This window comes from Lentzea sp. NPDC003310, from assembly GCF_040610935.1.
In the GTDB taxonomy this organism is placed as follows: domain Bacteria; phylum Actinomycetota; class Actinomycetes; order Mycobacteriales; family Pseudonocardiaceae; genus Lentzea.
This window is the reverse complement of the sequence record NZ_JBEXNC010000026.1, coordinates 53336-79589: the sequence shown is the minus strand read 5'-3', so window position 1 is coordinate 79589 and position 26254 is coordinate 53336. Positions and strand designations below refer to the sequence as shown.

The 26254-nt window shown below is 69.7% G+C and carries 31 protein-coding genes; 17 read left to right on the top strand and 14 right to left on the bottom strand.

Going from position 1 to position 26254, the window contains the following annotated elements:
* The first annotated feature begins 7 nt into the window (after window positions 1–7).
* From ABZX02_RS39635 to ABZX02_RS39620, 4 genes are all read left to right on the top strand, one after another.
* Window positions 8–790, top strand: a complete 783-nt coding sequence (locus tag ABZX02_RS39635) for a hypothetical protein (RefSeq protein WP_355306540.1) — start codon at window positions 8–10, stop codon at window positions 788–790.
* An 80-nt stretch (window positions 791–870) separates the two neighbouring features.
* On the top strand, window positions 871–2211 hold the full coding sequence (locus tag ABZX02_RS39630) for a replication initiator (protein ID WP_355306538.1): 1341 nt from the start codon (window positions 871–873) through the stop codon (window positions 2209–2211).
* Window positions 2208–2390, top strand: coding sequence for a helix-turn-helix domain-containing protein (locus tag ABZX02_RS39625; RefSeq protein WP_355306536.1), 183 nt, complete (start codon window positions 2208–2210; stop codon window positions 2388–2390). The genes ABZX02_RS39630 and ABZX02_RS39625 overlap by 4 nt, the downstream gene beginning before the upstream one ends.
* Window positions 2390–3613 carry a site-specific integrase gene (locus ABZX02_RS39620; RefSeq protein WP_355306534.1) on the top strand — a complete coding sequence of 408 codons (1224 nt, stop codon included), beginning with the start codon at window positions 2390–2392 and terminating at the stop codon, window positions 3611–3613. Before ABZX02_RS39625 ends, ABZX02_RS39620 begins: the two co-directional genes overlap by 1 nt.
* A 181-nt stretch (window positions 3614–3794) precedes the next feature.
* Here the strand turns inward: ABZX02_RS39620 and ABZX02_RS39615 are convergent, their stop codons facing one another.
* Window positions 3795–4628: an oxidoreductase gene (locus ABZX02_RS39615; RefSeq protein ID WP_355306532.1), complete on the bottom strand. Its 834-nt coding sequence runs from the start codon at window positions 4626–4628 to the stop codon at window positions 3795–3797.
* Between the two features lie 149 nt (window positions 4629–4777).
* Here ABZX02_RS39615 and ABZX02_RS39610 point away from each other — a divergent pair, with 149 nt between their 5' ends.
* Complete coding sequence (locus ABZX02_RS39610) at window positions 4778–5632, top strand: helix-turn-helix transcriptional regulator (RefSeq protein WP_355306530.1); 855 nt, start codon at window positions 4778–4780, stop codon at window positions 5630–5632.
* Here ABZX02_RS39610 and ABZX02_RS39605 read toward each other — a convergent pair.
* Window positions 5616–8282, bottom strand: coding sequence for a hypothetical protein (locus ABZX02_RS39605; protein WP_355306528.1), 2667 nt, complete (start codon window positions 8280–8282; stop codon window positions 5616–5618). The genes ABZX02_RS39610 and ABZX02_RS39605 overlap by 17 nt on opposite strands.
* 204 nt (window positions 8283–8486) lie before the next feature.
* Window positions 8487–8651 (bottom strand): hypothetical protein, encoded by a 165-nt coding sequence (locus ABZX02_RS39600; protein WP_355306526.1) that lies wholly within the window; start codon window positions 8649–8651, stop codon window positions 8487–8489.
* A 68-nt stretch (window positions 8652–8719) separates the two neighbouring features.
* On the opposite strand from ABZX02_RS39600, the gene ABZX02_RS39595 reads away from it, so the two are divergent.
* From ABZX02_RS39595 to ABZX02_RS39585, 3 genes are all read left to right on the top strand, one after another.
* On the top strand, window positions 8720–9316 hold the full coding sequence (locus ABZX02_RS39595) for a histidine phosphatase family protein (protein WP_355306524.1): 597 nt from the start codon (window positions 8720–8722) through the stop codon (window positions 9314–9316).
* Complete coding sequence (locus ABZX02_RS39590) at window positions 9316–9789, top strand: GNAT family N-acetyltransferase (RefSeq protein WP_355306522.1); 474 nt, start codon at window positions 9316–9318, stop codon at window positions 9787–9789. Before ABZX02_RS39595 ends, ABZX02_RS39590 begins: the two co-directional genes overlap by 1 nt.
* 125 nt (window positions 9790–9914) lie before the next feature.
* Window positions 9915–10337, top strand: coding sequence for a DUF5684 domain-containing protein (locus ABZX02_RS39585; protein ID WP_355306520.1), 423 nt, complete (start codon window positions 9915–9917; stop codon window positions 10335–10337).
* Between the two features lie 52 nt (window positions 10338–10389).
* Here the strand turns inward: ABZX02_RS39585 and ABZX02_RS39580 are convergent, their stop codons facing one another.
* The 3 genes from ABZX02_RS39580 to ABZX02_RS39570 form a co-directional block, all read right to left on the bottom strand.
* On the bottom strand, window positions 10390–11169 hold the full coding sequence (locus ABZX02_RS39580) for an SAM-dependent methyltransferase (RefSeq protein ID WP_355306622.1): 780 nt from the start codon (window positions 11167–11169) through the stop codon (window positions 10390–10392).
* A gap of 178 nt (window positions 11170–11347) precedes the next feature.
* Window positions 11348–12058, bottom strand: coding sequence for a trypsin-like serine protease (locus ABZX02_RS39575; RefSeq protein WP_355306518.1), 711 nt, complete (start codon window positions 12056–12058; stop codon window positions 11348–11350).
* Between the two features lie 82 nt (window positions 12059–12140).
* Window positions 12141–12554, bottom strand: coding sequence for a hypothetical protein (locus ABZX02_RS39570; RefSeq protein WP_355306516.1), 414 nt, complete (start codon window positions 12552–12554; stop codon window positions 12141–12143).
* Window positions 12555–12806: 252 nt separating this feature from the next.
* Here ABZX02_RS39570 and ABZX02_RS39565 point away from each other — a divergent pair, with 252 nt between their 5' ends.
* A complete protein-coding gene (locus tag ABZX02_RS39565; protein WP_355306514.1) occupies window positions 12807–13742 on the top strand; it encodes a diacylglycerol kinase family protein in 936 nt (311 codons plus the stop codon).
* Window positions 13743–13988: 246 nt separating this feature from the next.
* On the top strand, window positions 13989–14243 hold the full coding sequence (locus ABZX02_RS39560) for a WhiB family transcriptional regulator (RefSeq protein WP_015104912.1): 255 nt from the start codon (window positions 13989–13991) through the stop codon (window positions 14241–14243).
* Between the two features lie 141 nt (window positions 14244–14384).
* On the opposite strand, the gene ABZX02_RS39555 is transcribed toward ABZX02_RS39560, so the two are convergent.
* The 3 genes from ABZX02_RS39555 to ABZX02_RS39545 all read right to left on the bottom strand — a co-directional run bounded on the left by ABZX02_RS39555 (window position 14385) and on the right by ABZX02_RS39545 (window position 16976).
* A complete protein-coding gene (locus ABZX02_RS39555) occupies window positions 14385–15863 on the bottom strand; it encodes a histidine kinase N-terminal domain-containing protein (protein ID WP_355306620.1) in 1479 nt (492 codons plus the stop codon).
* Window positions 15864–16053: 190 nt separating this feature from the next.
* Window positions 16054–16314 (bottom strand): mycothiol system anti-sigma-R factor, encoded by a 261-nt coding sequence (rsrA, locus tag ABZX02_RS39550; protein ID WP_355306512.1) that lies wholly within the window; start codon window positions 16312–16314, stop codon window positions 16054–16056.
* Window positions 16311–16976, bottom strand: coding sequence for a sigma-70 family RNA polymerase sigma factor (locus tag ABZX02_RS39545; RefSeq protein WP_355306618.1), 666 nt, complete (start codon window positions 16974–16976; stop codon window positions 16311–16313). The genes rsrA and ABZX02_RS39545 overlap by 4 nt, the downstream gene beginning before the upstream one ends.
* A gap of 49 nt (window positions 16977–17025) precedes the next feature.
* On the opposite strand from ABZX02_RS39545, the gene ybaK reads away from it, so the two are divergent.
* The gene (ybaK, locus tag ABZX02_RS39540) at window positions 17026–17502 is read left to right on the top strand and encodes a Cys-tRNA(Pro) deacylase (protein WP_355306510.1); all 477 of its coding nucleotides are present in this window, start codon (window positions 17026–17028) and stop codon (window positions 17500–17502) included.
* On the opposite strand, the gene ABZX02_RS39535 is transcribed toward ybaK, so the two are convergent.
* The 4 genes from ABZX02_RS39535 to ABZX02_RS39520 all read right to left on the bottom strand — a co-directional run bounded on the left by ABZX02_RS39535 (window position 17499) and on the right by ABZX02_RS39520 (window position 19991).
* Window positions 17499–17981, bottom strand: coding sequence for a hypothetical protein (locus ABZX02_RS39535; protein WP_355306508.1), 483 nt, complete (start codon window positions 17979–17981; stop codon window positions 17499–17501). The two genes, ybaK and ABZX02_RS39535, sit on opposite strands and share 4 nt — an antisense overlap.
* 130 nt (window positions 17982–18111) lie before the next feature.
* Window positions 18112–18657, bottom strand: a complete 546-nt coding sequence (locus ABZX02_RS39530) for a DinB family protein (RefSeq protein ID WP_355306506.1) — start codon at window positions 18655–18657, stop codon at window positions 18112–18114.
* A 42-nt stretch (window positions 18658–18699) separates the two neighbouring features.
* The gene (locus ABZX02_RS39525) at window positions 18700–19311 is read right to left on the bottom strand and encodes an alpha/beta family hydrolase (protein WP_355306504.1); all 612 of its coding nucleotides are present in this window, start codon (window positions 19309–19311) and stop codon (window positions 18700–18702) included.
* Complete coding sequence (locus ABZX02_RS39520; RefSeq protein ID WP_355306502.1) at window positions 19308–19991, bottom strand: SOS response-associated peptidase; 684 nt, start codon at window positions 19989–19991, stop codon at window positions 19308–19310. The genes ABZX02_RS39525 and ABZX02_RS39520 overlap by 4 nt, the downstream gene beginning before the upstream one ends.
* An 85-nt stretch (window positions 19992–20076) precedes the next feature.
* Between ABZX02_RS39520 and aroA the strand changes: the two genes are divergently transcribed.
* The 6 genes from aroA to ABZX02_RS39490 are packed head-to-tail and all read left to right on the top strand — an operon-like array spanning window position 20077 to window position 24603.
* Complete coding sequence (gene aroA, locus ABZX02_RS39515; RefSeq protein WP_355306500.1) at window positions 20077–21345, top strand: 3-phosphoshikimate 1-carboxyvinyltransferase; 1269 nt, start codon at window positions 20077–20079, stop codon at window positions 21343–21345.
* Window positions 21346–21347: 2 nt separating this feature from the next.
* The gene (gene rsgA, locus ABZX02_RS39510) at window positions 21348–22346 is read left to right on the top strand and encodes a ribosome small subunit-dependent GTPase A (RefSeq protein WP_355306498.1); all 999 of its coding nucleotides are present in this window, start codon (window positions 21348–21350) and stop codon (window positions 22344–22346) included.
* Between the two features lie 29 nt (window positions 22347–22375).
* Complete coding sequence (locus tag ABZX02_RS39505; protein WP_355306496.1) at window positions 22376–22864, top strand: hypothetical protein; 489 nt, start codon at window positions 22376–22378, stop codon at window positions 22862–22864.
* On the top strand, window positions 22861–23328 hold the full coding sequence (locus ABZX02_RS39500) for a hypothetical protein (protein WP_355306494.1): 468 nt from the start codon (window positions 22861–22863) through the stop codon (window positions 23326–23328). The genes ABZX02_RS39505 and ABZX02_RS39500 overlap by 4 nt, the downstream gene beginning before the upstream one ends.
* Window positions 23325–23852 (top strand): hypothetical protein, encoded by a 528-nt coding sequence (locus ABZX02_RS39495; RefSeq protein ID WP_355306492.1) that lies wholly within the window; start codon window positions 23325–23327, stop codon window positions 23850–23852. The genes ABZX02_RS39500 and ABZX02_RS39495 overlap by 4 nt, the downstream gene beginning before the upstream one ends.
* 34 nt (window positions 23853–23886) lie before the next feature.
* Window positions 23887–24603: an NAD-dependent epimerase/dehydratase family protein gene (locus ABZX02_RS39490; RefSeq protein WP_355306490.1), complete on the top strand. Its 717-nt coding sequence runs from the start codon at window positions 23887–23889 to the stop codon at window positions 24601–24603.
* On the opposite strand, the gene pruA is transcribed toward ABZX02_RS39490, so the two are convergent.
* On the bottom strand, window positions 24600–26228 hold the full coding sequence (gene pruA, locus ABZX02_RS39485) for an L-glutamate gamma-semialdehyde dehydrogenase (RefSeq protein WP_355306488.1): 1629 nt from the start codon (window positions 26226–26228) through the stop codon (window positions 24600–24602). The genes ABZX02_RS39490 and pruA overlap by 4 nt on opposite strands.
* Window positions 26229–26254: the final 26 nt, after the last annotated feature.

Sequence of the window (26254 nt, the reverse complement as noted above, 5' to 3'; positions counted from 1 at the left end):
TGGCCCGGTGTCCGAGAAGTCCAAGCACACCAACGAAACCGAGTCCCCCGAACCTCGCGAGACTCGAACCGTTCGGCGCCTGCGGGCACAGCTCGATGAAGCGCAGGACATCCACCAGCTCACCGCTAACCCGTTGCTGGCGGCCGTGCGGGCGGACCGGTTCCGAGTCTCGGTGACGCGCTCCATGTGGTGTTTCATGACGTGCGGCCTCGCCTTCACGGCGACCGGCGTGCAAGCCTTCCTCGCCGGACACCTCGGGCCGTCTGACCCGATGTGGTGGGGCGCGTGGCTCGTGGAACCGGCCTTCGCCGGAATCCTGATCACCCTCCTGCGGTGGGAAGCACAGATGCTCTCCCACGGCTTGGCGGTCGATGACCGGCCGGTCAAGTGGCTCAAGCGGGTGCTGCTCGGGGCCACGCTCGTCACCAACGTGTGGTCGTCGCTGCGGCCTCCGGACGGGCAGATCAACGCCGGGATGGTGTTCCTGCACCTCGTGATCCCGCTCGTGGTGTTCCTGCTCGCCGAAGTCATGCCGGTCATTCAGCAGCGGTGCAACTCCGCGCGTGATCTGGCCGCTCAGGTCGTCGCTCCCACTCCCGCCAACCCAGCTGCTACACCGGCACCCCCTCGGTCCACGCTGCGGCTGCCTGGGCACCTCCAGGGCGTGTTGGACGCCAAAGCGAACGAGGTCCGCAACCAAGGCCGCGCGCTGACTGCCCAAGACGTCCAAGACGCGCTCAACGTGCCTGAGGACTACGCGGAACGCATCGCCGCACAACTCGCGGCCTGACCCAAACACCTTCACGGGGCATGACCAGAACACCGGTCATGCCCCGCTTTTTCCTTGCTGACAACGAAAGGAGGGCATCTGTGCTCACCCTGGAGGACCGCATCACCGCTCGCGTCAAGTCGCTCGACTTCCAGGCATGGCGAGACCGGGTGACCGCGATCGGCGGATGTGCCGCTCCCATCCGGCTCTCGGGTGCCTTCCAACTCCAGGACCTCAACGGCGGCGTGATCGAGCACATAGGCGGGGACGTCATGGTCCCGTGCGGAAACCGCCGGGAGTCGGTCTGCCCAGCCTGCTCCGACCGGTACGCGGCCGACGCCTACCACCTGATGCACGCGGGCCTGGCTGGCGGCAGCAAGGGCGTTCCCGCGGACGTCTCCGAAAAGCCTCGGGTGTTCGCAACGCTCACCGCGCCGTCTTTCGGCCCGGTCCACAACCGACCGATCGCCACGACCGGCAAGGTCCGGCCCTGCACGGGTTGCGGCGAATGGCACCACGGCGACGATCCCCGCATCGGCGGTGCGGTCGACGCCGGGACCTACGACTACACGGGCGCGGTGCTCTGGCAGGCACACGCGGGCAAGCTGTGGCACCGGTTCACCATTGCCCTGCGCCGCAAGCTCGCTGGCGCGGCCGGCCTCAAGGTCTCCGAGTTCAAGCACCACGCCCGGCTCTCCTACGCCAAGGTCGCCGAATACCAGCGGCGAGGCCTCGTCCACTTCCACGCCGTCGTCCGCGTCGACGGACCGGACGGACCTCACGACCCCACCCCGGCCTGGGCCACGGCCGAACTGCTCGGCGACTGCATCAAGGCCGCTGCTCGCTCGGTCGGGATCGACACCACGCGGCCAGACGGCTCGGCGCTGCGCCTCCTCTGGGGCGAACAGGTCGACACCAGGGGCATTCGGGCGGCGAACGCCTCCCAGGTGGAGGACGAGTCCGGGGAGATCAGTGAGGCCCGGTTGGCGGGCTACGTGGCCAAATACGCCACCAAGGGCACGGGTGCGAAAGACACGGCGGACCGGCCGATCCGCTCCCAGCTGGACATTGACGTCCTGCACATCTCCGAGCACCACCGGCGGATGGTGCAGACCGCGTGGGACCTCGGCGGCCTGGCCGACTTCGAGGAACTGAACCTCCGCAAGTGGGCGCACATGCTCGGCTTCCGCGGCCACTTCCTCACCAAGTCCAAGCACTACTCGACCACGTTCCGCGCCATCCGCGAAGAACGCCGCACGTTCCGCACGCGCGAGATGTTCGAACGCCTCGAACTCGATCCCGCCTCCGTGGTCGTCGTCAACGACTGGCAGTACGCCGGGTCCGGCTATGACAACGACGCCGAACGCGAGCTCGCGGCCGGCATCGCCGAACGAGTGCGAGCTCAACGCCTGCGCAAGTACGAAAAGGAGGTAGCGGCATGAACGAGCAACTGTGGGATGTCGGCCAAGTCGCCGCGTACCTCCAGGTCACGGTGGCCACGGTCTACGGCTGGCGCACCAAGAAGTACGGCCCCAAGGGGCGACGCGTCGGCAAGCACATCCGGTGGGACCCGGAAGAGGTCCGGGCCTGGTACCTCGCACAACCAGCTGAGGTGGCGTGATGGGCCACATACAGGACCGGTGGTTCACGACCGTCAAGGACCCGAACAACCCCAAGAAGACCATCCAGAAGCCAACCTCGCGTTGCGGTGTTGGGAAGCGCTACCGGGCTCGGGTGATCGGGCCTGACGGTGGCGAGATTTCCGAGAGCTTCGCGGACGGTCAGGACAAGGCCGCTCAGGAGTGGATCAACACAACCGAAGCAAAGATCACGCTCGGCATCTACGAGGCTCCGCAAGCTTCCAAGAAGTCCACCGGGATGCCTCTCCTGAAGCCGTTCGCGTCGGACTACATCGCAGACCACGACATGGACGAAGCTTCGCGCGAGGTACTGGAGATGCGGTTCGGCAAGCACATCTTCCCGCACCTGGGTGAGAAGCCGCTCGATGAGATCAACGCATCCGCGCTGAGGTCCTGGGACAGCAAACTCCGCAAGGACAAGCTCTCGGACCAGTACCGGCACACGCTGTTCATGAACCTGTCGGCAGTCTTGAACGCTGCGGTGGATGACGAGGTGATCCCCAAGAACCCGTGTGAGGGCAAGTCGGTCAAGAAACCGAAGCCAACCAAGAAGAAGGTCGTGCCGTGGCCGGCCGCGCGAGTCTCGGCGGTGCGCAAGGGCCTGCCCGAACGATTTCGAGTTGGGGTGGACCTCGGTACCGGCCTCGGCATGCGCCAGGGTGAGTGCTTCGGAGTCGCGGTGAAGGACATCGACCGCAAAGAGCGTGAAGTGCACATCGTCCGACAGCTCAAGACCGTGCGGAACACGCTCGTCTTCGCGTTGCCCAAGAACAAAAAGACGCGCACCGTCCCGATGGCGGATCACGTCGAACGCTCGATTGACGAACACATGGAGCTGTTCCCGCCGGTCCGGATCACGCTGCCGTGGGAGACGCCAGACGGTCCGCTGGTGACGGTCGAGCTGATCATGACCTCGATGAGGGGCCTTCCGATCCGGGCAAACGACTTCGACCGGAACTACTGGAAGCCCGCGCTCATCGGGGCTGGGGTGCCCGCAGGTCGGTACGAAAACGGCATGCACGACCTGCGCCACCTGTTCGCCTCGGTCCTGCTCGACGGCGGCGAGTCGATCAAAACCGTGTCGGAACTGCTCGGGCACGCGGACCCCGCATTCACCCTTGCGACGTACACGCACCTGATCCCCGAAAACCTCCCGCGGACCAAGGGCGTGCTTGACGGGTTCCTTGGCCAACTCCGCGGCTGACGGCCCAGAGACGGCCCAAGTCACCGCCATGACCCGTTGCCGCAGCTCAGGTCATGTTCCCGGACAAATCGACAAGATCTTCTGGGAGACCAAGCAGGGCTGAGCCCCGCACCGGTCTTGCGCGGACGGCGCCGCTCCCCTGGGCAGGGGGCGGCGCCGTTCCGCGTTCCGGGCCCGGTGCTCAGGCGGGCACGACGTCGGTCGACCGCGACAGCTCCTGCCACTCCTCCAGCTCCGCCCCGACCGCCGCGAGCTTCGCCCGGATGTCCGCCAGCGTGGACGTGCCGAGCGGCAACCGGGCCGGCATCTCGTCGAGGTCGACCAGCGTCGTCAACGCCCCGGCCGCCTTCACCGGGTCACCCTCCTGCAGCCCGTGGTTCGCCCCGGCCCACTCCCGGGACGCACCGCCGGTCGGCGCGTAGTCGGCGATCACGCGCTCCACCTGGCCGAGGGACGACGAGGCCAGGAAGTCGGTGCGCAGCGGGCCGGGCTGGACCGAGGTGACCTGGATGCCGAGCGGTGCCAGTTCGAGGCGCAGGGCCTCGGTGATGCCCTCCAGCGCGAACTTCGTGGCGCTGTAGACGCCCCAGCCCGCCCACGCGACGACGCCGCCGGTGGAGCTGATGTTCAGGATTCGGCCGGCGCGGGCGGCGCGCATGGTCGGGACCACGGCGCGTAGCACGGTCAGCAGGCCGAAGACGTTGATGTCGAAGACCGCTCGCGCCTCGGCGTCGCTGGTCTCCTCCACGGCGCCGACGAGGCCCCGGCCCGCGTTGTTGACCAGGACGTCGATCCGGCCGAAGCGGGCGATCGCCTGCCGCACGGCCTCGTCGGCCTGGTCCTGGGACGTGACGTCCAGTGGCAGGGCCAGCAGGCCGGCGGAGGTGCCCAGCGACTGCTCGATCGCGCGGGGGTCGCGGGCGGTCGCCACCACCTCGTCGCCGCGGTCGAGCGCGGCCTTCACGATCTCCAGGCCGAGGCCGCGGGACGCTCCGGTGACGAACCAGACGGACATGGTGTTCTCCTTGCGGGACGTTGTCTGTGACTCAATTACGTCCCGGCGCAGCGCCGAAGAGAACCGGATAGCTGGTACCCCTCGTCGTGGCTCTGGCAGTACCACCCACGCACCGCCACCCAGCGCCGCGCGACGCCATACTCGGGACCATGACCAGCGAACTGCGCGACTTCCTCACCTCCCGCCGCGCGGCTCTGTCGCCGGAGGACGTGGGACTGCCTGCGGCCACCACGCCGCGGCGGGTCAAGGGGTTGCGGCGGGCCGAGGTGGCGATCCTCGCCGGGGTCAGCGTCGACTACTACGTCAAGCTCGAGCAGGGGCGGGCGCGCAACGTGTCCGAGCAGGTGGTGGACGCGGTCGCGCGGGCTCTGCGGCTCGACGACGTGGAGAGCCGGTACTTCGCGAGCCTGCTGCAGGCCGAACCCGTGCGGCGGCAGGTCGTGCGGGCGCGGCCGGCGGTGCAGTCGATGGTCAGGGCCATGAACGTGCCCGCCGTCATCCACGGGCCGCACCTGGAGATCCTCGGCATCAACCACGCCGGCAAGGCGCTGCTCGACGACTTCGAGGCCATGCCGCCGGAGGAGCGCAACCTCGCGAGGTGGATGTTCCTGAACCCCCGCGCGCGGATCGTGTACCGGGACTGGGCCGAGATCGCGGCCGACATCGTCGCCACGTTGCGCGCCGTCCCGAGCGGAGATGCCCTGTCACGGCTCGTCGGGGACCTGAGCACGCGGTCGGACGAGTTCGCGCGGATGTGGGCGGACTACCGGCTCTCCGAGCACCGGCACGGCGTCAAGCGGTTCTTCCACGAGGCCGTGGGCGAGCTGAAGCTCAACTGGCAGACGTTGCGGCTGCCGGACGCGCAGGGGCAGACCGTCGTCGTCTACACCGCCGACACCGGGTCGCCGTCCGAGGAGAAGCTCCGCCTGCTGAGCAGCTGGACGGCGCAGAGCGCGGGTGGCCGCCTGGACGACCACCCGCGCGCGGTCACACCGCCTGCGTGACCTTGCCGGTCACCTCGAAGCCGACGCCGGTGGGCGACAGGCCGTCGAACCGCAGCCGGACCTGCTCCTCGCCCTCGGACTCGGCGTCGGTCGTGGTCGGCACCTCGAACTCGACCGAGGTCTGGCCGGGCTCGACCACGGTGTAGAGCCCGAGCCTGGTGCTCGACAACGGCCGCGACGGCGTCGCCTGCTCACCGGAGTAGCGGAGGAGCCAGTCCGCGTTCACGTCCGTTGTGGACAGTTCGGTGCCGGAGGCGGGCGCCACCGGGACACCGATGAGCGTGAACGCGCCGTCCGCGGCGGCGGAGAGGGTCAGCCTCCACTTCAGGACACCGCCTTCCGCCACGCTGTCCGCCACGGGCGTGACGGTCAGCTGCGGTGCCGGGTCGTCGTTGCGCACGACCAGGGCGCCGGTGGCGGCACCGACGACCACGTTCGAGATCGCCTGCACCATGATCGGGTAGCGGGTGTCGTTGCCCCACCTCGTGTTGCCGGTGTAGGTCACCGGGACCTCGGCGCGGTTCCGGCCCTGCTCCAGCGTCACGAGCTCGGTCTTCGGCTGCCTCGTGGCGGGGTCGTTGTAGAACAGCCGGACCACGCGGGTGCCGGTGCCGTCGACCGTCACGACGATGTTGTGGGTCTGTGTACCCGAGTCACCCTCGTCCACCGTCGTCAACGCCGCGTCGGCGCGGGGCAGCGTCGCCGGGACGACGTCCACCAGGTCCTTGTCCCAGCCGTGGGCGTCGATCAGCCACGCCTCGCCGGACGCGGACTCCGGCACGAGCTCCAGCGAGGCGAACGTGTCCACACCCGACGGGAGCGGCACCCGGACCTCCTGCGCCCACAGGGAACTCGTCCGGCTCGTGCCGGGCACTCCGGTCACCGAGACGGCACCGAGCGCGTGCTTCTGTCCACTGTGGTCGGTCACCGCGACGCCGAACCTCGACGCCTCCGCGTTCGGTGCGACGGCCAGCCGCAGCGCCAGCTCCCGCGAACCGGTCAGCGGCACGGGCCGGGCGGGCGTGATCACACCGGCCTGCCCCGCGGCCGTCCACTTCAACGCCACCGCAAGGCGTTCCGGCTGCGCCACCGCCCCGCGGAACGGCACGAAGTGGGGCGAACGAAGAGTGGCGGTGCAGCCCGTCGCCGCGTCGCGGGACGTCTGCTGGCAGATCCGGGCGCTGCCGGACGCCCCGGTCGCGCCGTCCGGCCCGACGAACGACCTGCGGTCGGCACCGGTGGCGTGCGAGAGCACGCGGGCCGGGTCGGCGGACGGCGCGCGCACGCCCGTGCCGTCGAGCAGCGGCAGCACCGACTCGTCGCGGTCGAGGAACACCTTCGCGGAGGCCGCGACGTACGTGGCGCCCATGGCCTGCTGCTGGTCGGCGGTCAGCCGGGTCGCCGTGCCGGGCGTGCACAGCGGGTCCGGCTGCTGGCCGGGGAAGAAGTCGTCGGACGCCGGCGCCTCAGCCTGGCCGGGCGTCCACTCGCTGTTGAAGTAGTTGTGGTTCGCGCCGATCATGTACAACGCGCTGTGCAGCGCCTCGCCCCTGCTCAGGCCACGCGTCTGGTCCACGAGGATCTGGCCCTGCAGGTCGGACACGTCGCCGTCGCAGCCGGGCAGGAACGTCACCGAGGGCACGTCCGGCGCCGGGTTGTGGCCGAAGATCGTCGGGCCGACCATCACCGTGCCCGCGATGCTCCAGCGCACCGGACCGGAGAACCCCGTGTCGCCGGGCGGCGGGGTGAGGCTGTCGGTGGCGGCGCGGTTGACGCCCTCACCACCGCGGGAGTGCCCGACCAGCAGCACCTTCGACAGGTCGGCGGGTGGCCCGGACCTCACCACGTCGGGCGGTGACCCCTGGCCGGCGGCCCAGTCCGCCCACTTCGCCAGGTGGTGGCGCACCAGCGACGACCGGCCCTGCGCGCCCGCGTCGACGGTCTGCGCGTCCTGGGCGTTGACGGCGTTGGCGGAGATCGACACGGTCAGGTACCCCTGCGACGCCAGCAACCGCTGCGCCTTCAGGTACCCCTTGTGGCTCGGCACGGCCGTCATGCCAGTTGGGCACGGCCAGCTCAGCGCGATCCTGTTCGGATCGGACTTGCTGTAGCAGGTGAAGTGCCTGCCGTGCAGGAAGAGCGCGAGCGGTCGCTTGCCAGGCGCCCCCTGCGGCGCGACGACCACGGCCTCCATCTCGACCGGCACCGGGTACTCGGGCAGCCTGACCGGGTCGAGCGCGTACTCGCCGGTCGTGGTGGCGTACGGCCCCGGCGTGCCCGGATCCACGTCCGCCTCGGGCGCGAGCGCGGGCAGCTCCGGCACCGACAGCCCGGACACCGGCGGCTGCGGCACGTCGAGGCGCCGGCCCGCCGAGCGCACCTGCAACGCGGCGGGGTCGGTCAGGGCCGCCTTCAGCGTGAACGACCTCAGGTCCGAGGACTCCGCGGCGCGACCCAGGAACCGGTCGCCCTCCCAGAACTCCACGCCGGCGTCGAGCACCGGCGCGGGCGTGGCCGTCGACCAGCGGATCACGTCACCGGAGACGGTCCAGCCGAGTGCGGGAGGTGTGTCCGGGGCGGCCGACGCGGGTGTGGACGGAAGTGCCGCGGCCAGCAGAACGGGTAGTAAAAGCGCGAGCGAACGACGCATCTGCGGGTCCCCCTCAAAAGGACGATCCACTCCGTTCTAGCGACGTTGCGCAGCACATCGCACTCGATTCCGCCGGGAAATCGCCAAATAAAACGACGAACCGACGTCAGTAGTGCGCCATTCGGCCCAATGAACCGGAACTCCCAGGTGGGAGGGCCGAAAGAGACATTCTTCGGCATATTCGGCCACACCCGGCGAACGATCTCAGAGCGCGTCCTTGCCGTCCGCGTCGCGCTCGTTCTGCCGCAGCTTGTTCCACGTCGAGGTCAGCTCCGCCCGGATCCGAGCGACACGAACCCCGAAGTTCTCGCGGATCTCCTGCGCGTCGACTTCGTCAGGGGCGCCGTGGTCGGGCTGCTCGGCGGTCATGGCGACCGGGATACCTCGACGCCGGACTACTCCAAACGTGCTCCCCGTCACTCCTTAGGATCAACGGTGTGAGCACCCACCTCTACCTGCTGCGGCACGGCCAGACCGAGTGGTCCGAGAGCGGCAGGCACACGGGACGCACCGACATCGAACTGACGCCCGAGGGCGAGCAGCAGGCCCGGCGCGCCGGCGCCACGCTGGCCCGGCTCAGAGGCACGGACCAGGCGCCCGCCCTCGTGCTGACCAGCCCTCGGCAGCGCGCGACCAGGACGGCCGCGCTGGCCGGGCTGGACGTGAACGCGACGACCGAGGACCTAGCCGAGTGGGACTACGGCGACTACGAGGGCATCACCACCCCGCAGATCCGCGAGCGCGTGCCCGGCTGGACGGTGTGGACGCACCCGATGCCGAACGGCGAGTCGCACGCGGAGGTGCAGGACCGGGCCCGCAAGGTGCTCGGCGAGGTGCGCCGGATCCTGCCTGGCGGGGACGTCGTGCTGGTGGGTCACGGGCACTTCAGCCGCGTGCTGATCGCGGCGTGGCTGGGCCTCGCGCCCGACCAGGGTGTCCACTTCGGACTGGACCCGGCCGGCATCTGCCAGCTGGGCGACGAGCGGGGCGACCCGCAGGTGCGCAGGCTGAACGTGCCTGCCTGGGAGGTGTGATGATCCGGCGGATCGAGCCGCGCGACGTCGACGCGGCCGTGCGGCTCGTGCACGAGCTGGCGCTGTACGAGAAGGCGCCCGAGCAGTGCCACCTGACGTCGGAACAGTTGCACACCGCGCTGTTCGGCGAGAGCCCCGCGCTGTTCGGTCACGTGGCCGAAGTGGACGGTCAGGTCGTCGGTATCGCCCTGTGGTTCCTCAACTTCTCCACGTGGGACGGCGTGCACGGCATCTACCTGGAGGACCTCTACGTCACGCCGGACCAGCGTGGCAAGGGCTTCGGGAAGCAGTTGCTGGAAGCGCTTGCCCAGGAGTGCGTCGCGAAGGGCTACACGCGCCTGCAGTGGTGGGTGCTCAACTGGAACGAGCCCAGCATCGGGTTCTACAAGTCGTTGGGCGCCATCCCGATGGACGAGTGGACGGTCATGCGGGTCGCCGAGGAAGCCCTGGTCAAGCTCGGCTCTTCACTCTGAAGGTTGACAGAAGGTCTCGAAAGGCTCACGAAACGGGAATTCCACACAGGACGGGTCCACGGTGCTGGCAGCGTCCCCGCTCGCCGATCCCCCGGCACAAGTAAGCGTGGAAAGAAGGAAAGACCGTGGACCCGACAACTCCCGAGATCGATCCCGCAGCGGCGGCGGCTGTCTCCGGCGTCTTCCTGGTGATCAGCCTCATCTTCGCGGTGATCGGCATCATCATCATGTGGAAGGTCAACACCAAGGCCGGTCAGCCGGGCTGGGCGGCGATCATCCCGATCTACAACATCTACGTGTGGCTGAAGATCGCCGGCCGTCCGGGCTGGTGGCTGATCCTCATGCTGATCCCGTTCGTGAACATCGCGGTCGCGGTGATCGTGTCGATCGACATCGCGAAGTCGTTCGGCAAGGACGCCGTCTTCGGCGTCGTCGGCCTGTGGCTGTTCAGCCTCATCGGCTACGCCATCCTCGCGTTCGGCAACGCGCAGTACCGCGGCCCGGCCGCGCTGGCGGGCACCAACCCGCAGGGCGCCTACTACGCCTGAGTGCCGTGAGGGCCGGGTCCGCGCGTCGGGCCCGGCCTTCGCCGTGTCCGGGTCAGATCATCCCGACGGCGCCGTACGTGGACGCGTCGGCCGCGGCGGAGGCGCCGGGGAGCTCGCCGTCCGCCCGCCAGTGGGCCGCGAGCACCAGTCCGGGTTCCAGCAGCTTCAGGCCGCAGAGGAACTCCTCCACGTCCTGCTTGGACCGCGGCACGATCGTCTGGTCCATGCCCACCGCGAGGTCGACCATCTGCCCGACCAGTTCGGGCTCCACGTCCCTCGTCAGGTGTGTCAGCGCGAGGACGCTGCCTTCGGCCAGCGCGGCGCGGTAGCGGGCGACGACGCCGGCGGGCTCGTCGGTGACGTACGGCAGGATGCCGATCATCAGCACGGCGGTCGGCCGGGTGAAGTCGATGAGGCGGCGCGTCTCGGGGTGGCGCAGCACGGCGCCGACGTCGCAGAGGTCGGACTGGACGATCGCGGCGCTGAGGTTGTCGCGCAGCATGGTGCGGGCGTGGGCCACGGCCACCGGGTCGTTGTCGACGTAGACGACGTTGCACGACGGGTCGAGCGACTGGGCGATCTCGTGCACGTTGCCCGCAGTCGGGATGCCGCTGCCGAGGTCGAGGAACTGGCGGATGCCGTACTCCTCGACGCACAGCCGCACCACGCGGCGGGAGAACGACCTGATCGTGCGGGCTATCTCGGCGACCGGGTACTTGCGGATGCTTTCCTCGGCCAGCACGCGGTCGACCGCGAAGTTGTGTGCCCCGCCGAGGTAGTAGTCGAACAGCCGAGCCACATTTGGGCGCTCGGAATCGCCGTTTGTCGTCACCCGCTGCGGGCCGTCCTGCACTGCGCACCTCACCCTGCTGCCGAGCGGCGCGAACGCTGGAGGCACGGTAACCGGCTACTCCGTTCGTGTCCATCCACCATTCGTGAACACGCAGGGTGATGGCCCCCGGCCGGAGCCGAGGGCCATCGCAGGGTTACCGCAGGTGAATCAGGGTGTCTCAGACACCGGTGTACTGGCGGATCCAGGACCGGTAGCTGGTGTTGTTGAGGCTGGTGTAGTTCGACCGCGTGGAGCGGTCGGACGTCGAGGCGACACCGACCTGGCGGCCGTTCGCGAACATCGGGCCACCGGAGTCGCCACCGGCCGCGATGCCGTCGACCCGCGTCACCGAGATGGCCTGGCCACCGCGGTAGTCACGACCGTTGGTGGACGTGACGCGGGTGTTCGCCACCTTCAGGTAGCGCGACTGGCAGTTGATCTCCGGCTGGTTGGTGCACGTGGCGCCCCAGCCGTAGAGCTGCACGGTCTGCCCGACCGAGACCGGGTTGCCGAGCGGCGCGAACGGCGAGGACATCGTCGTGGACACCCGCGCGAGCGCGAGGTCGGCCGACGGGTGCTTGATGATCTGGTTGGCCGTGACGAGCTGGCCACCCGAGGTCTGGTCCAGGCTGCCCGCGCGGAACGTGTACGTGCCGCTGCCGGAGACGCAGTGCTCAGCGGTCAGGATCCACTGAGGTGCGATCTTCGTGGCCGAGCAGTTCTCGCGGCCGTTGAAGAACAGGCGAGCGGCGTACGGGAAGTTCTGGGCGTAGCTGCCGCCGATGATCATCGGCTGCATGTCCGGGTTCTCCGGAGCTGCCGTGGCGGTAACGGGGGCGAGGGAGAGCGCCGCCAGGAAGGCGCCCGCGATCGCGGTCATGACACGCATGGTTGGTCACCTCGTGAGTGCAGGGAGTGGTTAAGCAACCACCCACAGCTTCACCCGGCAGAGTGACCGTGACCACCCTCCGTTAGTCGGCTTTGTCACCTTCGTTCACATCGCCCATCGCCCACCGGCGACCTTCGTTCGTGAACAGGAAGACGAGCACGACGACGCAGTAGATGCCGCCCAGCGAGCCGAGCAGCTGCTGTTCCGACGGGCCGTAGGCGTACCAGGCGCAGCCGAGCAGCAGCAGCTGCGTGACGATCACCGGCGTGCGGGCGCCGTGGTGGCCGCGGAACAGCATGACCGTCGCGAAGAGCACCCCGCCGAACCAGAGCACGAGCACACCGGCCGCGCCCAGGATGGGGCCGGCGGGGGTCGCGCCGCCGATCACCCGGATGACGAGTGCGACGGCCAGCGCGATACCGCCCAGACCCTGCACGAAGGTGAGCGCGGACGCGATGCGCACCGGGCGCGGCGGCGCCGGGGTCTGAGTGGTCACGGGAGACCTTTCCTCACGTTCTGTACTGGTCACGGATCGTAGGCCACCCGGTTGGAGGGCTCGGGAAGCACGTCCGGCGCGGGAAGATCAAGGGGCCTTCAGCGAGCCGGCGGTCGTCCGGGGTGCACTCGTCTGCGGGGCGGACGCGAACACTGACGGAAGGGAGATTTGCGCCACTTTCGTGAGGCTGGGGCCACCCTGAGGGAGGACATGCGCGCCGCTGACGGTCACGCATTGTCTTACTCTCAAGTAGTGCGCGCTCTTCTCGTGGTGAACCCGCAGGCGACTACAACGACGCCGGCGGGCCGTGACGTACTCGCGCACGCACTCGCCAGCGACGTGAAGCTGGAGATCATCCAGACCTCCTACCGCGGCCACGCGGCGGACGCCGCCCACCAGGCAGCGGCGGACGGGTTCGACCTGGTCATCGCCCACGGCGGCGACGGCACGGTCAACGAGGTGGTCAACGGCATCCTGCGCGCGGGCCCCCGCCCGGCCAGCCCGATGCTGGGCGTCGTGCCCGGCGGGTCGGCCAACGTCTTCGCGGGCGCGCTCGGCATCCCCCGCGACCCCGTCGAGGCGACGCACGTCCTGCTGCAGTCGATCGAGCACGGCACCAAGCGCCGGATCGGGCTCGGCCAGGTCTTCGCGGACGTCATCGAGGACGGCCGGTGGTTCACCTTCAACGCGGGCATGGGTCTCGACGCCGATGTCGTCGCGGGCGTCGAGAAGAAGCGTGCGAAGGGCCACAACGCGAGTCCCGCTCTCTATTTGAGCGTCGCACTCAAGGCGTACGCACAACTCGTGCGCAAGCCGCAGCACTTCACCGTCGAGGTGCCGGACGAGCCGGCGTTCGACGACGTCGGCATGGTGTTCGTGTCGAACACGGACCCGTGGACGTACTTCGGCGACAAGGCCATCCAGCTCAACCCCAGCACGTCGTTCGACGGCGGCCTCGGCCTGAGTGCGTTGCGGACTTTGCGGGTACCCACCGTCGGTCGTTACATCGCGCAGGTCCTCGCCACCGGGAACCCGAAGAGCGGAAATCTCGTTCGGCGTGACGACGTGGGTTATGTCAGAGTGAAGTGCGAGGAACCCGCCAACCTCCAGGTCGACGGAGATTTCCTCGGAACGACCACCGCGGTGGAGTTCCGCGCGGTCCCCGACGCGTTGACTGTTGCCGTGTAAGCACCTTGACAGTCCGTGATCGGTTCGTGACCGTCTCGGTACGCACCCGCGATGTACTGCAGTCGAGTGACAGCAGAGCGTGAAACCCCAGGTGAACGCTGTCGATCTTTTGGGTGAGTTCACTCACCGGGTCAGTGCTTACCCCTTGACATCTCTGCCGTTCGTGAAAGCATTCACAAGCACCCCAAAAACGACCGCTGACAACCGGCGTGCCCTTGTGCGCGCCTAGGCTGAGGAGTAGTTCCAATGGACTGGCGCCACCGCGCGATCTGCCGCGACGAGGACCCCGAGCTGTTCTTCCCCGTTGGGAACAGTGGTCCCGCGCTGCTTCAGATCGCCGAGGCGAAGACCGTCTGCCGCCGTTGCCCCGTCGTCTCCGACTGCCTCGCGTGGGCGCTCGAGAGCGGCCAGGACGCCGGCGTCTGGGGCGGGATGAGCGAAGACGAGCGCCGCGCTCTCAAGCGCCGCAACGCTCGCACGCGCGCCCGCAGCAACGCCTGAGCAGGCTGTTCGCCGCATAGCGTAGATACAAATCAGGCCCGACACCGTGCCAGGTGTCGGGCCTGATTTTTTGTTTGCACACCCTCCCGCATGACCACGTGAGACCGCTGAGGCTGATCGTCACGTGTGCACGGCGTCAGTTTAGCGCCGCCCTCTGAGCGGCACGCGCAGGACCGCCTCTGTACCGCCTCGGGGCCTCCGTCGCAAGCTCAAAGAGCCTCTCAGTTCGGAATCGACGAGGGTCCGAACGATCTGCAGACCCAGCCGGTCCGTGCGCTCCAGCGAGAACCCCTGCGGCAGGCCCTTGCCGTCGTCGGTGATCGTCACGTCGAGCCACTTCGCGGTCCGCTCGGAGTGCACGACGACCTCCCCGCGCTGGCCAGGGGCGTACGCGTGCTCGAAGGCGTTCTGCACGAGCTCGGTCAGCACCATCACCAGCGGGGTCGCGATCTCGGCCGGCACGATGCCGAACCCGCCCTCGCGGCGCACCTTCACCTGGGTCTCGGTGACCGCCACGTCGCTCATCATCGGGATGACCTTGTCGACCACGTCGTCGAGGTCCACCCGCTCGTCGACGCTCATCGACAACGTCTCGTGAACCAGTGCGATGGACGTCACACGACGGACGGATTCCGCCAGTGCCTCCTTCGCCTCCGGGTTGCTCAACCTGCGGCTTTGCAGCCTCAGCAGGGCCGCCACGGTCTGCAGGTTGTTCTTCACGCGGTGGTGGATCTCGCGGATCGTGGCGTCCTTGGACATCAGCGCGCGGTCGCGGCGGCGCACCTCGGTGACGTCGCGGCACAGCACGATGGCGCCGGCGGCCTGCCCGCGTGGCCGAAGGGGCAACGAACGGAACAGCACCGCCGCACCACGCCGTGACTCGGCCTCCATGCGCATCGACGGCTGGCCGTCGAGCGCCTGCCGGATGCGCTGGGCGACCTCGGTGGCGTCGAACGGGTCGCCGATGAGGCTGCGGGTGAGCGGGGCGAGGTGCACGCCGACGAGGTCGGACGCGTGCCCCATGCGGTGGTAGGCCGACAGCGCGTTCGGCGAGGCGAAGACCACCGCGCCGGACGGGTCGAGCCTGATCAGGCCGTCGCCGACGCGCGGACTGGTGTGCACGTCCGGCGAGGGTTCGGGCGCGGGGAACGTGCCGTCCGCGATCATCTGGCACAGGTCGGCGGCGCTGCCGAGGTACGAGATCTCGAGCGGCGACGGCACGCGCGGCACCGCCAGGTTCGTGCTGCGGCTCAGCACGGCGATGACCTGGGTGCCGAGCCGCACCGGGATGGTCTCGCGCCGCACGGGCACGCCCAGGTGCCAGCGCGGGTCCTCCTCGCGGCAGATCCGCGACTCGTCCATCGCCCGGCGCAGCTGCGGGTGCTCGTCGGAGGAGACCTCGCTGCCGACGACGTCCTCCGGGTGGGCCGTGGGCGCCGTGGTGGGACGGGCCTGGGCGACGCAGAGGAACTTCTCGTCGTCGAGGGGGACCCACATGACGAAGTCCGCGAACGACAGGTCGGAGAGGAGCTGCCACTCCGCGACGACCAGTTGCAGGTGGTCGACGGCGGCGCCGGAGAGCTTGGTGTGCTCGGCCAGAAGGTCCGTGAGCGTGCTCAGAACTCCTCCATGAGAAACTGGACGGTGAAGCAGTTCTGATCCTAGGAGACACCCATGTCGAAGCGTGCTCGCAAGCGCCGCGACCGCAAAAAGGGCGGCGCCAACCGAGGCAAGCGCCCCAACGCCTGAGTGCTGCGAAAGGCCCTGGACACCACCACGGTGACCAGGGCCTTTTGTCTTGCCGGAGGTCTTACTCCTCCGTGCGGATCGTGACGATCGTGGCGCGGATGCGCGCCTTCAGGTCCGCCGGGGCGTAGTCCCCACCACACTTGCGGGCGAGCAGCGCCTTGAGGTGCTCCTCCAGCCCGAACTGCTCCAGGCACGGATGGCACTCGTCGAGGTGCGTCTGCAGTGCCTCGCGCCGCGTCTGGTCGCACTCCTGGTCCAGGAAGAGCCAGACCTCGCTCAGCACCTCTGAGCAGTCGGTGTCGTGGGGTTCGCCGCAGTTCATGACGCGTCTCCGTTGCCGCCTCGGAGGAACCCGCGGTCGCGGGCGACGTCCGCCAGCATGTCGCGGAGCTGGCGACGGCCCCGGTGCAACCGGGACATCACCGTGCCGATCGGGGTGCCCATGATGTCAGCGATCTCCTTGTACGCGAAGCCTTCGACATCGGCGAGGTAGACCGCGATCCGGAACTCCTCCGGCAACCGCTGCAATGCTTCCTTGACGTCGCTGTCGGGCAGGTTGTCGAGTGCCTCGACCTCGGCGCTGCGCAGCCCGGACGAGGTGTGGCTCTCCGCCTGCGCCAGCTGCCAGTCCGTGATCTCGTCGGTCGGCTGCTGAATCGGCTGGCGCTGCTTCTTGCGGTAGCCGTTGATGTAGGTGTTCGTCAGGATCCGGTACAGCCAGGCCTTGAGGTTCGTGCCCTCCGAGAAGGACGCGAACGCCGAGTAGGCCTTGAGGAACGTCTCCTGCACCAGGTCTTCCGCGTCCGCCGGGTTGCGCGTCATGCGCAGGGCGGCCGAGTACAGCTGGTCGAGCATGGGCATAGCGTCGCGCTCGAAACGCGCAGCGCGCTCCGCCGTCGTCTCTGTCGTGCCGGTGGCGGGCACCGCGCTCCCTTCCCACAGGTTCTGGGTCGGGACTGACTCTACGCGTGACCGCTCGAGCATGTTCGTTGCCACGTTCTGTCCAACAAGGACGTGCTGGTAGTAATTCCGCATGGCCGGACGTGGGACCCCCGCCACAGCGCTGCTGGACAAGCAGCGGGTGGCGCACACCTTGCACTCGTACGAGCACGACCCCCGCCACGAGTCCTACGGGCTGGAGGCGGCCGAGGCGCTCGGGCTGGTGCCTCAGCGCGTGTTCAAGACGCTGGTGGCCGAGGTGGACGGCAAGCTCGCGGTCGGCGTCGTGCCGGTCACCGCGCAGCTCGACCTGAAGGGTCTCGCGGCGGCGTTGAAGGGCAAGAAGGCGAAGATGGCCGTGGTGGCGGACGCCGAGCGCGCCACCGGCTACGTCGCGGGCGGGATCTCGCCGCTGGGGCAGAAGAAGCGGCTGCCCGTCGTGGTGGACGCGTCGGCGCTGGAGTTCGACACCCTGTTCTGCAGTGCCGGGCGGCGCGGTCTCGAGGTGGAGATCGCGCCGGCCGACCTGGTGCGGCTGACGTCCGCCGTGGTGGCGTCGATCAGCGCCTAGCTCACCGGAGCGGTCAGGCTGCCCAGCCGGACGACCGGGCTGTGGTTCGACGGCCAGGCGGCCGTGACCGAGTCGCCGGGGCCGTTCTCGCCGGGCAGCGTGAAGCGGACGGACGCGGGCGTCACGCGTGGTCCGTGGATCTGCGAGGCCACGTACACGGCGGCCTCGCGGTGCCCGCCGACGAGCACCTCGGCGTAGTCGCCGGGCTGGACCTCCGGGTCGATGCCCAGGTCCTCGCCGTCGGCGTCGAGGAAGCGCACGTCGCTCAGGCTGCCGCCGATCACGCAGGACACCCCGTCCGCGGCGGCGAGCCGGATGCGGTGCGCCTTGCTCGCGGGCGACGGGGACCGCATGTCGTGCGCGGTGACGACCAGGTCGGCGCCGGTGCACCACGGCGTCTCGGCCTGGGCGGGCGTGCCCGCGGCGGTCAGGAGTGCGGCCCCGGCCAGGGTCAGCGCGGTGAAGCGGAACGAGTTCACGTGTTCTCCCCGAATGCGTCTCGAACGGTGTTTCCCCTACGTCAGCGGTGACGTCTCCCGTTCGCATTCGGTTGCCGCGAAGAACGACAGCCGTACTTATGGCCGACCGCCTGGCCTTTCGGCCAGCGCGTCACTCGCCCGTCTGGCCGTCGACCGCCTCGCGCAACAGGTCCGCGTGGCCGTTGTGGCGGCTGTACTCCTCGACCATATGCGTGAGGATCCAGCGCAGGTTCACGGTCCGCTCGTCGCCGCGCCACGGCTTGCGCTTCGCGGGCTGCCCCAGGTCGCCGGTCTCCAGCGCCTCCACGACGGCCCTGCGGGAGCGGTCGACCTCGTCCTGCCAGAGGGCCGTGAGCTCCTCCGGGGTGTGGTCGGCGGCTGAGTGCCAGTCCCAGTCGTAGTCGGCCTTCCAGTCGACGCTCTTCCACGGTTCCAGCGGCTCGCGGTCGTGCAGCACGACGTGGAACCACTGCTGCTCGACGTACGCGAGGTGCTTGACCAGGCCGCCGAGGGTCATCTCGGACTTCGCGGTGGTCTGGGCGAGTTGTTCCGCGGTCAGGCCGCTGATCTTCCACGCGAGGGTCGCGCGCTGGAAGTCCAGGAAACCGTTGAGGGTGGCGAGCTCGTCGCCGTCGGTCGGGGGTTCGGGCCGGCCCTGCTCATCGAGAAGCGTCATGGGGCGGCACAGTAATGCCGCGAACCTCCGTGAGCAGGTGATTTAGTCGAGGGGCCGCAGCACGCGGTCGAGCCACTCCCCGACCGACCGGCCGACGTCCGCCACGGACGCCTTCAGCGAGTGGTCGCCCTTGAGCAGCACGACCTCGCGGTGGTGCGCGCGCGGCGGCTGCCCGAACGGGTCGTTCTCGCCCTGCACGACCAGCGTGGCGACCTCGACGCCGTCCAGTTCGGCCATCCGGGACTTCTCCGGCTTGCCCGGCGGGTGCACCGGGAACGCGAGGCACAGCACCGCCACGGCCTGGCCCTCGACCGACGTCCGGCAGGCCACCCGAGCGCCCGACGACCGGCCCCCGAACACCAGGGGCAGGCCGTCGAACCAGCGTTCGCCCAGGTCCTCGACCACGGACATCCAGGCGGTGTCGAGCTGCCCCGCGGGCGCCGGGGCACGGCGGCCCGCGACGCGGTAGGGCTGTTCGATCAACGCCACGTGCACGCCGACCGAGTTGGCGGCGTGGCACGCGGCGACCAGGTCCGGTGCCTCGACGCCACCACCGGCGCCGTGGCCGAGCAGCAGCGCGGCACGCGGTTCGTGGGCACAGTGCAGCGAGGCCCTCGCGGGGCCGTGCGGCGTGTCCACCAACAGCGTGGTCACGAGACGCGGTCCAGGAGCGACGGGTTGTTGTTCTTCACGCTGTTCACATCGGTCGACACGGGGCGCAGCTCAAGTGCCTCGACGATCGACATGTCCGGCTTCAGCAGCTCGGACGGGTCGAGCGACGTCGGGTCGAGCCACGCCGACCAGCGGTCCTGCGGCAGCAGCAACGGCATGCGGTTGTGCACCTCGGTCAGCGCGCCCATGGACTCCGTGGTGAGCACAGCGCACGTGACGGTCGGAACGTCGTCCTTCCACCACACGGACCAGATGCCTGCCATCGCCAGGGAGGTGTCCTCCCCGAGGGTCATGAAGTACGGCTGCTTGCGCCCCTCGGCCGGCTGCCACTCGTACCAGCCGGCGGCGGGGATGATGCAGCGCCGCTTGACCACCGACTGCTTGAAGGCGGGCTTGGTCAGGACGGTCTCGGCCCGCGCGTTGATCATCTTGGCCGCGCCGGACAGGTCCTTGGCCCAGTGCGGCACCAGCCCCCAGCGCATGACGCGGACGCTGCGTTCCAGCTCCTCGTCCTCGGGCTTGCGTTCGACGACGGCCATGACGTGCTTGGTGGGCGCGATGTTGTAGTCCGCCCCCGGTGCCTCGTCGCCGGTCCCGTCCACCGCGTCGAACTCGGCCGCCAGCAGCGCCGGGTCCTTGGTGGAGGCGTACCTACCACACAAAACCGATCACCTCCGAAGTCCCAATCGTCCCATGCCGGGAACACCTGTGCGAGCCTGCCGAACCGCGATGCGGGATCATTCGTGCATGACTCAGCACTGGTCAGCCCCCAGCGCGTCCGGCCCAGTCCACTCGACGGTGCCGGTGCCCGGCTCGAAGTCGATCACGAACCGCGTCCTGGTGCTCGCGGCGCTGGCCGACGGACCGTCCACGGTCCACGCCCCGCTGCGCAGCCGGGACACCGTGCTGATGGCGAAGGCGCTGTCGTCGCTGGGCGTGCTGTTCGCCGACCGCGAGGACGGCGGCTGGGACGTGACGCCCGGCCTGCTGCGCGGACCGGCCGACGTCGACTGCGGGCTCGCGGGCACGGTCATGCGCTTCCTGCCGCCCGCCGCGGCGCTGGCCGAGGGCGAGATCCGGTTCGACGGCGACCCGCACGCGCGGACGCGGCCGATGAGCACCGTGCTGGGTGCGCTGCGGTCGCTGGGCGTGGAGGTCGACGGCGACGCGCTGCCGTTCACGTTGCGCGGCACGGGTTCGGTGCCCGGCGGCGAGGTGACGATCGACGCGTCGGGCTCCTCACAGTTCGTGTCCGGGCTGCTGCTGTCCGCCGCGCGGTTCGACAAGGGCGTCACGATCCGGCACGACGGCAAGCCCGTGCCCTCGTTGCCGCACATCGAGATGACGGTGCAAACGCTGCGCTCCGTCGGCGTCGAGGTGGACACGGACACGACGAACACGTGGCGCGTCGAGCCCGGTGTGATCAAGGCCCGCACGTGGCACGTGGAGCCGGACCTGTCGAACGCGACGGTGTTCCTCGCGGCGGCCGCGGTGACGGGCGGCGAGGTGACGATCCCGCACTGGCCCGCCCGGACGACCCAGCCCGGTGACGCGGTGCGCGGCATCCTGGAGCGGATGGGCTGCGCGGTCGAGGTGTCGGAGCGCGGCCTGACGGTGCGCGGACCGGCGAAGCTGTCCGGTGTGGACATCGACCTGCACGACGAGAGCGAACTCACGCCCACGGTGGCGGCGCTCGCGGCGCTGGCCGAGGGCCGCACGGTCATCCGCGGTGTCGCGCACATCCGCGGCCACGAGACCGACCGGATCGCGGCGCTCGTCAACGAGATCAACGCGATCGGCGGCTCGGCCACCGAGACCGAGGACGGGCTGATCATCGACCCCGCCCCGTTGCACGGCGGCGTGTGGCAGGCCTACGCCGACCACCGGATGGCGACCGCGGGCGCGATCATCGGCCTGGTGGTGCCGGGCATCGAGGTGGACGACATCGGCAGCACCACCAAGACGATCCCCGACTTCCCCGGGATGTGGGACGCCATGCTCACCGGGGGCGCGTAGAAGTGAGCAAGCGGGACTGGCGCAAGCTCGACGAGTCCGACGTGCGGGTGCGGCCCGGCAAGGGCACGCGGCCGCGCAGCAAGAGGCGACCGGAACACGCCGACGCCGAGACCGCGATGGTCATCGGCGTCGACCGCGGCCGGTGGACGTGCGCACTGGAGTCCGGTGTCGTCGTCACGGCGATGCGGGCACGCGAACTGGGCCGCACGCCCGTCGTGGTCGGCGACAACGTCGGCATCGTCGGGGACACCTCGGGCCTGCCGGACACGCTGGCCCGCATCGTGCGCGTCGAGGAGCGGACGTCGGTGCTGCGCCGGACCGCGGACGACAACGACCCGTTCGAACGCGTCGTCGTCGCGAACGCCTCCCAGCTCATCATGGTCGTCGCGCTGGCCGATCCCCCGCCGCGCACGGGTTTCATCGACCGCTGCCTGGTCGCCGCGTACGCCGGCGGCCTGGAACCGGTGCTGTGCCTGACGAAGTCGGACCTGGCGTCACCGGACTCGCTGCTCGCGCTCTACACCGAACTCGACGTGCCGGTGGTCGTCACGCGGTCCGACGAGGAGCCCGCCGCCCTGCGCGAACGGCTGGCGGACACGGTGTCGTGCCTGATCGGCCACTCCGGCGTCGGCAAGTCCACCCTGGTCAACAAGCTGGTGCCGGACGCGAACCGCGCGGTCGGCGTGGTGTCCGGCGTCGGCAAGGGCCGGCACACCTCCACCCAGGCCGTGGCGCTGCGGCTGCCCGAGGGCGGCTGGGTCGTGGACACGCCGGGCATCCGCTCGTTCGGCCTCGCGCACATCACGCCGGACGACATCGTGAAGGCCTTCCCGGACTTCGCCGAGGCCGCCGAGGAGTGCCCGACCGGCTGCGGTCACCTGGGCGCGCCCGAGGACCCGGACTGCATGCTCGACGAGCTGGTGCCGAACGCGCCGGGCCGGCTCGCTTCGCTGCGGCGACTGCTGGCGTCCCGGGCCGGGCGTGACGATTTCGGGGATTGACGTTGCGCGGCTGAGTCACACTGTCCCTTGTGAACAGAAGCCTGGGGGCTGTGGCGCTGCTGGCCGTGCTGACCGCGTGCTCGACGCCGGCCCCGCCACCCGCACCCGCCACTCCGACACTGCGTGACCTCGCCTCGGTCGACGCCTGCACGCTGCTCGTCGAGTCGGACTTCGCGAAGCCCTTCACCAAGGCGCCGGAACCGCTCAACGAGCCGCTGTCCTGCCGGTGGTCGATCGAGCGCCAGCAGGTCTGGATGAGCATCGAGAACGAGTCGCTGGAGCAGGCGAAGGTCCGCGTGAACGAGGGCTCAGAGCTCACCGTCAAGGGGCACAAGGCGTGGTGGGGCCTGCAGTTCGAAGGCTCCGGCGGCGAGCAGACCAGCACCGGCATCGCCGTGACCGAACTGGCCGCCGACCGCGTGCTGGTGGTGACCGCCGAGATGACCCCGTCCACGCGCGACGCCGGGACCCTCGCCCGCACGCGGTCCGAGCTCGTGGTGCAAAGGTTGTTCACATGATCCGACTGCTTCCGGTGCTGCTCCTCGCCCTCGCCGCCTGCTCGACCGGACCGTCCGCCCCGGCGTTCGGGACGGTCGACCCGTGCTCGCTGCTCGCCGACGGCGACGCGGGCTCGCTCAGCGGCACCCCGGCCAGGTCCGGCCAGACGTGCGACTTCACGTTCGACTCGCTGACCGCGAAGCTCACGCTGCGGGAAGCGGTCTACGAGGACGAGGCGCAGAAGCTGCTGTCCAGCGGCGGCTACGGCGGTGCGATCGCCGGTGGTGAGGGCGAGAGCAACAACCGGCCGCTGACCACCAGGTGCACGGACTCCGCGGGTGTCGTCACCTGCGACACGGTGCTGGAGGTGCGGGCGCGGCAGCTCGTCGCCTTCCAGGTGGTCCAGCGCAGCACCGACCCCAACACCGTCGGGCAGGTCGTCCAGGGACTCGCCGCCAAGGCCTTCGAGAGGTTGCCGAAGTGAAGCGCCTGCTGCCGTTGGTGTTGCTGATCGCGGGCTGCTCCGCGGCACCCGTGGCCGCGCCACCGAGCACGACCACGACGACGACCACCACCGAGACGACGGTCACGACGACGTCGCCGCGCATGGACACCCCGCGCAAGCTGCCGGCGGACCCGTGCCAGCTGCTCGCGGCGGGCGACTTCGGCACCCCGCTGGCCGACGTCCCCGCACCGTTCCCGGACCTCCCGCGCTCCTGCGTGTTCCGGGAGGGGACCGGCGCCGACTCCGACCTGTTCGTGATCGTCCAGTTCGCGGGCGCCTTCGCCAAGCCGGACAACTCCCAGGAGGCGCTCGTCGAACTCCACACGGCGGCCGTGTCGTTCGCCACCGCGCCCGGAGTCATGGAGTGCACGTACCTGGTCGCCGTCAACTCGGCCGAGTCGTTCAAGGTCATCGCGAGCCTGCGCAACGGCAACGACACCCAGGTCTCGTCGATCGCGCTGGGCAAGGCGCAACGGGCGTTCAAGCGGCTTGTCACACCCTGACGCGCTGTCTCGTCCACCGGTCATGAAGGTATTCGTGATCGGTGCGACGGGTGTTCTCGGACGGGAGGCGGTCGCTCAGCTGCGGGCCGCGGGACACGAGGTCGGGGTGCTGGACCGGCACACCACCTCGATGTTCGACGCTGACCAGCTGGCGGCGGCGCTGACCGGCTACGACGCCGTCGTCAACCTCGCCACCCGCATCCCGTTGAGCGCCAAGGCCGTGCTGGCGAGCGCCTGGGCGGACAACGACCGCATCCGCACCGAGGGCAGCGCCGCCGTGGTCGAGGCCGCTCGCCGGGCCGGCGTCGGGCGGGTCGTGCAGGAGGGCATCTCGTTCGTCTACGCGGACGGCGGCGACCGGGAGCTCGACGAGAGCGCGCCGATCAAGCCGGTCGGGCACATCGCCAGCTCGGTCACCGCGCAGGAGAACGTGCTCATGCATCCCGGCGGTGTGTTCCTGCGCATCGGCCTGCTGATCGGCGGCGAGGCCCAGTCGCCGCCCGTGCTGGTCGGCGACGGCTGGATGTCGGTCGTGCACCCCGCCGACGCCGCAGCGGCCGCGATCGCCGCCCTCGACGCGCCTCCAGGGGTCTACAACGTCGGCACGGCGGTGCTCAAGCGCGACCTGGGGATCACGCGCCTGCCCCGGTTCTTCGGCAGATTCACGGCGGCGTTCGAGGTGTTCGGCCGTTCGCAGCGGGTGGTGAGCACGAAGCTCACCGAGGCGACGGGCTGGAAGCCTCGGCACTAACCCATGTGCGGGTACCGGTGGTCCTTGGGTGGCACCAGGGTCTCCTTGATGGCGCGCGGGCTCGTCCACCGCTGCAGGTTGTAGATCGAGCCCGCCTTGTCGTTGGTGCCGGAACCGCGCGACCCGCCGAACGGCTGCTGCCCGACGACGGCGCCGGTCGGCTTGTCGTTGACGTAGAAGTTGCCCGCGGCGAACCGCAGCGCGCGGTGCGCCTGCTCGACCGCCACCCGGTCGCGCGCGAAGACCGCCCCGGTCAGCGCGTACGGCGTGGCGGTGTCGATGGCCTCCATGACCTCGGCGTACTCCGCGTCCTCGTAGACGTGCACGGCGAGGATCGGGCCGAAGTACTCGGTCGTGAAGATGTCGTGGCGCGGATCGGTGCCGAGCAGCACGGTCGGGTCGACGAAGTAGCCGACCGAGTCGTCGCACGAGCCGCCGGCGAGCACCTCGACCGAAGTGGACGCCGAGGCCATCAGCAGCGCCTCCTTGTGCTTGGCGAACGCGCGGTGGTCGATGACGGCGCCGCCGAACGCCGACAGGTCCGTGACATCGCCGTAGGACAACGACTTCGTGACGTCGAGCAGGTGGTCGCGGACCCCGCCCTCCCACAACGACCGCGGGACGTACGACCGCGAGGCCGCCGAGCACTTCTGGCCCTGGTACTCGAAAGCGCCGCGCACGAGGCCGGTGACGAGCGCGTCCGGGTCGGCGGAGGCGTGGGCCAGCACGAAGTCCTTGCCGCCGGTCTCGCCGACGACGCGTGGGTAGGCGCGGTAGTGGTCGAGGTTCGCCGCCATGGTCTGCCACAACGACTTGAAGGTGCGGGTGGAACCGGTGAAGTGCAGGCCGGCGAAGAACCTGTCCCGCAACGCGACCTGGCCGAGCGCCTGGCCGTCGCCGGTGACGAGGTTGATCACGCCCGGCGGCAGGCCGGCCTCTTCGAGCAGCCGCATGGTGAAGTGCGCGGCCAGCTGCTGCGTGGGCGACGGCTTCCACAGCACCGTGTTGCCCATCAGGGCCGGTGCGAGCGGCAGGTTGCCCGCGATGGCGGTGAAGTTGAACGGCGTGATCGCCACGACGAACCCGTCGAGCGGCCGGTGGTCCATCCGGTTCCACACGCCCGGCGAGGAGAGCGGCTGCTCCTCGAGGATGCGGCGGCCGAAGTGGACGTTGAAGCGCAGGAAGTCGATGAGCTCGCACGCCGCGTCGATCTCGGCCTGCTGCACGGACTTCGACTGCCCGAGGATCGTGGCGGCGTTGAGGGTGTCGCGCCACGGACCGGCGAGCAGGTCGGCGGCCCGCAGCAGCACGGCGGCGCGTTCGTCGAACGGCAGTTCCTGCCAGCCCGGTGCGGCGTGCTGGGCGGCGCGCATGGCGTCGGCGACGTCGGAGTTCGTGGCCTGCGCAGTCACGCCGAGGACGTGCCTGTGGTCGTGCGGCTGAACGACGTCGATGCGATCGCCACCGCCCATGCGCTGCTCACCGCTGATGGTCATCGTCAGCTCGTGCGTGGTGCCTTCGAGTTCCGCGATACGAGCCTGGAGACTCGTCCGTTCGGCGCTACCGGGTGCGTAGGTGCGCACGGGCTCGTTGACCGGTTCGGGTGCAGACGTGACTGCGTCCATTCCCCCATCGTGGCACGCGGTAGTAG

Bases quoted from the DNA above. Each gene is read 5' to 3' on its own strand.
- ABZX02_RS39625 (WP_355306536.1), top strand. From the start codon at position 2,208: ATGAACGAGCAACTGTGGGATGTCGGCCAAGTCGCCGCGTACCTCCAG.
- ABZX02_RS39620 (WP_355306534.1), top strand. From the start codon at position 2,390: ATGGGCCACATACAGGACCGGTGGTTCACGACCGTCAAGGACCCGAAC.
- ABZX02_RS39615 (WP_355306532.1), bottom strand. From the start codon at position 4,628: ATGTCCGTCTGGTTCGTCACCGGAGCGTCCCGCGGCCTCGGCCTGGAG.
- ABZX02_RS39610 (WP_355306530.1), top strand. From the start codon at position 4,778: ATGACCAGCGAACTGCGCGACTTCCTCACCTCCCGCCGCGCGGCTCTG.
- ABZX02_RS39605 (WP_355306528.1), bottom strand. From the start codon at position 8,282: ATGCGTCGTTCGCTCGCGCTTTTACTACCCGTTCTGCTGGCCGCGGCA.
- ABZX02_RS39600 (WP_355306526.1), bottom strand. From the start codon at position 8,651: ATGACCGCCGAGCAGCCCGACCACGGCGCCCCTGACGAAGTCGACGCG.
- ABZX02_RS39590 (WP_355306522.1), top strand. From the start codon at position 9,316: ATGATCCGGCGGATCGAGCCGCGCGACGTCGACGCGGCCGTGCGGCTC.
- ABZX02_RS39575 (WP_355306518.1), bottom strand. From the start codon at position 12,058: ATGCGTGTCATGACCGCGATCGCGGGCGCCTTCCTGGCGGCGCTCTCC.
- ABZX02_RS39560 (WP_015104912.1), top strand. From the start codon at position 13,989: ATGGACTGGCGCCACCGCGCGATCTGCCGCGACGAGGACCCCGAGCTG.
- rsrA (WP_355306512.1), bottom strand. From the start codon at position 16,314: ATGAACTGCGGCGAACCCCACGACACCGACTGCTCAGAGGTGCTGAGC.
- ABZX02_RS39545 (WP_355306618.1), bottom strand. From the start codon at position 16,976: ATGCTCGAGCGGTCACGCGTAGAGTCAGTCCCGACCCAGAACCTGTGG.
- ybaK (WP_355306510.1), top strand. From the start codon at position 17,026: ATGGCCGGACGTGGGACCCCCGCCACAGCGCTGCTGGACAAGCAGCGG.
- ABZX02_RS39530 (WP_355306506.1), bottom strand. From the start codon at position 18,657: ATGACGCTTCTCGATGAGCAGGGCCGGCCCGAACCCCCGACCGACGGC.
- aroA (WP_355306500.1), top strand. From the start codon at position 20,077: ATGACTCAGCACTGGTCAGCCCCCAGCGCGTCCGGCCCAGTCCACTCG.
- ABZX02_RS39500 (WP_355306494.1), top strand. From the start codon at position 22,861: ATGATCCGACTGCTTCCGGTGCTGCTCCTCGCCCTCGCCGCCTGCTCG.
- pruA (WP_355306488.1), bottom strand. From the start codon at position 26,228: ATGGACGCAGTCACGTCTGCACCCGAACCGGTCAACGAGCCCGTGCGC.